Raw genomic sequence first — 2,423 nt, forward strand, 5'->3', positions numbered from 1 at the left:
GATCAGTGGTGCGGGCATGGCGTTCAAGATAGCCAGTGGGGGCCGGCGGGCCGTGGTGTGGTGGTGTGGTGGTGTGGTCGGCGGGCGGCCCGTCCGAGCCCATCGGGGCCGCCCGCCGCCGGGCCGCGTGTCACGCCCCATTCGCTGACACGCGGCCGTCTTCCCCCGGTCTGGCGGCAGGTCGAGGCGGCTGCCCCGGGCCTGGTCGACCTCGGTGACGTAGAAGACCTCATCGTAGGTGCGCCGCGGGGCCGCGGTCGAGACGTCTGGCTGAATACGGCGGATCTCGTAGTACCAGCGGCCGGTCACGGCCATCGTCCAGGAGAGCTGGATCTCAGCTGTCGAGACGTTGACGCGCCCGGTCCCCTCATGAATGACAACACACGAAGAAAGCGCTTTAGCTCCCCGTGAGAATCTCACCGCGAAACTGATCGGTCAATGGCCGCGCCATGCTGTACGCTCTCCCGGCGCCCGCCTTCTGGGCGCTCGGGGTTGGGTGATCTGGGGGGATACACCATGTACGCAGAACTGCCGTGCTCAGATCCGGACTGCCGGACCGTCGCGAGCGTGCCGTCGAGCCTGCTGCCGTTGCGGCTGCGGGTCGTCGTGCAGCCGGCCGGGGTGTCGCTGGGAGACGACGCGTTCACCGCCGACTTCCATCCGGACTTGGTCGGAGCGGTAGTAGTGAAGGGACGCCAGGACGAGCCGCTGGTGCTGACGCGGCATCTGGCCGCGACGTGGCAGGTGCCGGCGGAGCGGCTGTGGGAGGACGCGCTCGTCTCGCTGGGCGTGGAGCCGCTGGATGTACAGCGCTTTACCTTGCCCGACGTGCCCGACCGCCGCACCGAGGCCTACTCGGTGACCGGGGTCGGCTGGCCGGGGGTGGCGCACATGTTCCGGCTGGAACAGGCGCTGGGGTGGCGGCTGCCGCTCGGGGCGCTGGTGATGGTGACGGACGCCAACTCGTTCGTCGCGCTGCCGCTGGCGTCGAACGCGACGTTGGCCGGGGCGTCCGCGCTCTGGGACCTCAACGAGACGCTGCGCCGGGAGAGGCCGGAGCCGCTGCCGCCGCGGATGCTGTGGGTGCGCGGCTGGGCAGTGCACGACCTCGGCGCGGGCGTCGTCGACGGACGGTTCACGGCCGAGGTGCCGCGCGAGCTTCGGGCGGCGTTGGCGCAGCTGAACTAGAGCGGCGGGGACAGAGGCAGCGCGACGCCGCCTCAGCCCGCGAAAGGCTCAGCCCCGAGCCGGGCCGGGCCGGGGCCGGGGCAGGGCCGAGTCGGCCGGACCAGCCAGCCCGGCCGCAAACCCCTCACTCCACCCGCGCCAGCACCGCCGTCACGACCAGCAGCGCCAGCGCCAACCCGAGCGCCGCGCCGATGCTCTGGTGCAGCACCAGCAGCCCGCCGCACAGCGCGCCGGCGAAGATGCAGCCCAGCGACAGCAGCCGGCGCATCGTCGGCTTGCCGAAGGGGTCGGCGGCGATGCCGGTGACCGTCATCGTGAGCACCGTCGTGGTCAGGTCCGGGACGGCGAGCTTGCGGACCACCGCGTTCTGCACGCCGAAGCCGAAGGCCAGGATCGCGGTGAGCTGGGCGTGCGTGGAGGTCTTCGCGTCGTCCTCCAGCGCGGCGATCAGCAGGGCGACCGCGACGAACACCGCGTGCGCCGCCACCGCGTTCGCCAGCCGGTGGTGCTCGGCGTCGCCGGGGGTGCGGCGGGCCAGCCGGGTCTCGGTCCGGGCCCCGGCCGCGAAGCAGGCGATGGCCAGGCACGGGGCCCAGACCGTCAGGCCCTTGGCGCCGGCCAGGGCGAAGCCGAGGAAGACCACGTTGCCGGTCATGTTGGCCACGAAGATGTGGTTCAGGGCCAGGTAGCTGACGGCGTCCACGACGCCGGTGACGAGCGTGGCGACGATCAGCGGGCCCGGGAGGACGCCGTGCTTGGCGGCCCCGCCGTCGTAGAGGCGGTCGGACAGGCGCAGCAGTGCGGCTTTCACGGAGGTGATTAGACCAGATGCCTGGCATCGCAGCCGCCGGTCGGGGACGTGTCCCGTTCACGGCGCGCCCGGGCGGGTATGGGTCAGAGCGTGACGAAAGGAACAGACAGCTTCGCCTTCCCCTCCGGCGGGACCGTCGTCGAACTCGCCTCCAGCGCCGAATGCCCGCCCGAGATCCGCGAGCGGGCCCTGCGCGCGCTAGCGGCCCGGGCCCGCGACGCCGCGGACGCCCGGCTGCTGATGGAGGCCCTGGGCCTGGTGGCGACGCCGCCGCGGATCCGGCCGACGCGGCGCCGGGGCCGCTCTGTCATCCGTTCGGTCGGCAGCGGAGGTGACGGCACGACACGGGAGTGATCCTGGGGGCCTGTGGCGCGTGCCCGCGCGCCGAGCCCGAAGAAGGAGGCCCGAGGCCAGATGAGCGACC

Annotated in this window: 3 protein-coding genes; 2 read left to right on the top strand and 1 reads right to left on the bottom strand. The window is 72.6% G+C overall.

Annotated features, from left to right (window positions below; genetic code table 11):
• Positions 1-516 precede the first annotated feature (516 nt).
• Complete coding sequence (locus GWK61_RS54015) at positions 517-1,188, top strand: hypothetical protein (RefSeq protein WP_194922200.1); 672 nt, start codon at positions 517-519, stop codon at positions 1,186-1,188.
• 124 nt (positions 1,189-1,312) lie between these two features.
• Here GWK61_RS54015 and GWK61_RS54020 read toward each other — a convergent pair whose 3' ends face one another.
• A complete protein-coding gene (locus GWK61_RS54020; protein ID WP_323748197.1) occupies positions 1,313-1,999 on the bottom strand; it encodes a YoaK family protein in 687 nt (228 codons plus the stop codon).
• Between the two features lie 90 nt (positions 2,000-2,089).
• Here GWK61_RS54020 and GWK61_RS54025 point away from each other — a divergent pair, with 90 nt between their 5' ends.
• On the top strand, positions 2,090-2,353 hold the full coding sequence (locus GWK61_RS54025) for a hypothetical protein (protein WP_194922201.1): 264 nt from the start codon (positions 2,090-2,092) through the stop codon (positions 2,351-2,353).
• The last annotated feature ends 70 nt before the right edge of the window (positions 2,354-2,423 follow it).

The organism is Catenulispora rubra (genome assembly GCF_015356825.1).
GTDB lineage: Bacteria > Actinomycetota > Actinomycetes > Streptomycetales > Catenulisporaceae > Catenulispora > Catenulispora rubra.

What these genes read in the sequence shown, in the direction of transcription:
- GWK61_RS54015 (WP_194922200.1), top strand. Translation starts at nt 517, where the DNA reads ATGTACGCAGAACTGCCGTGCTCAGATCCGGACTGCCGGACCGTCGCG.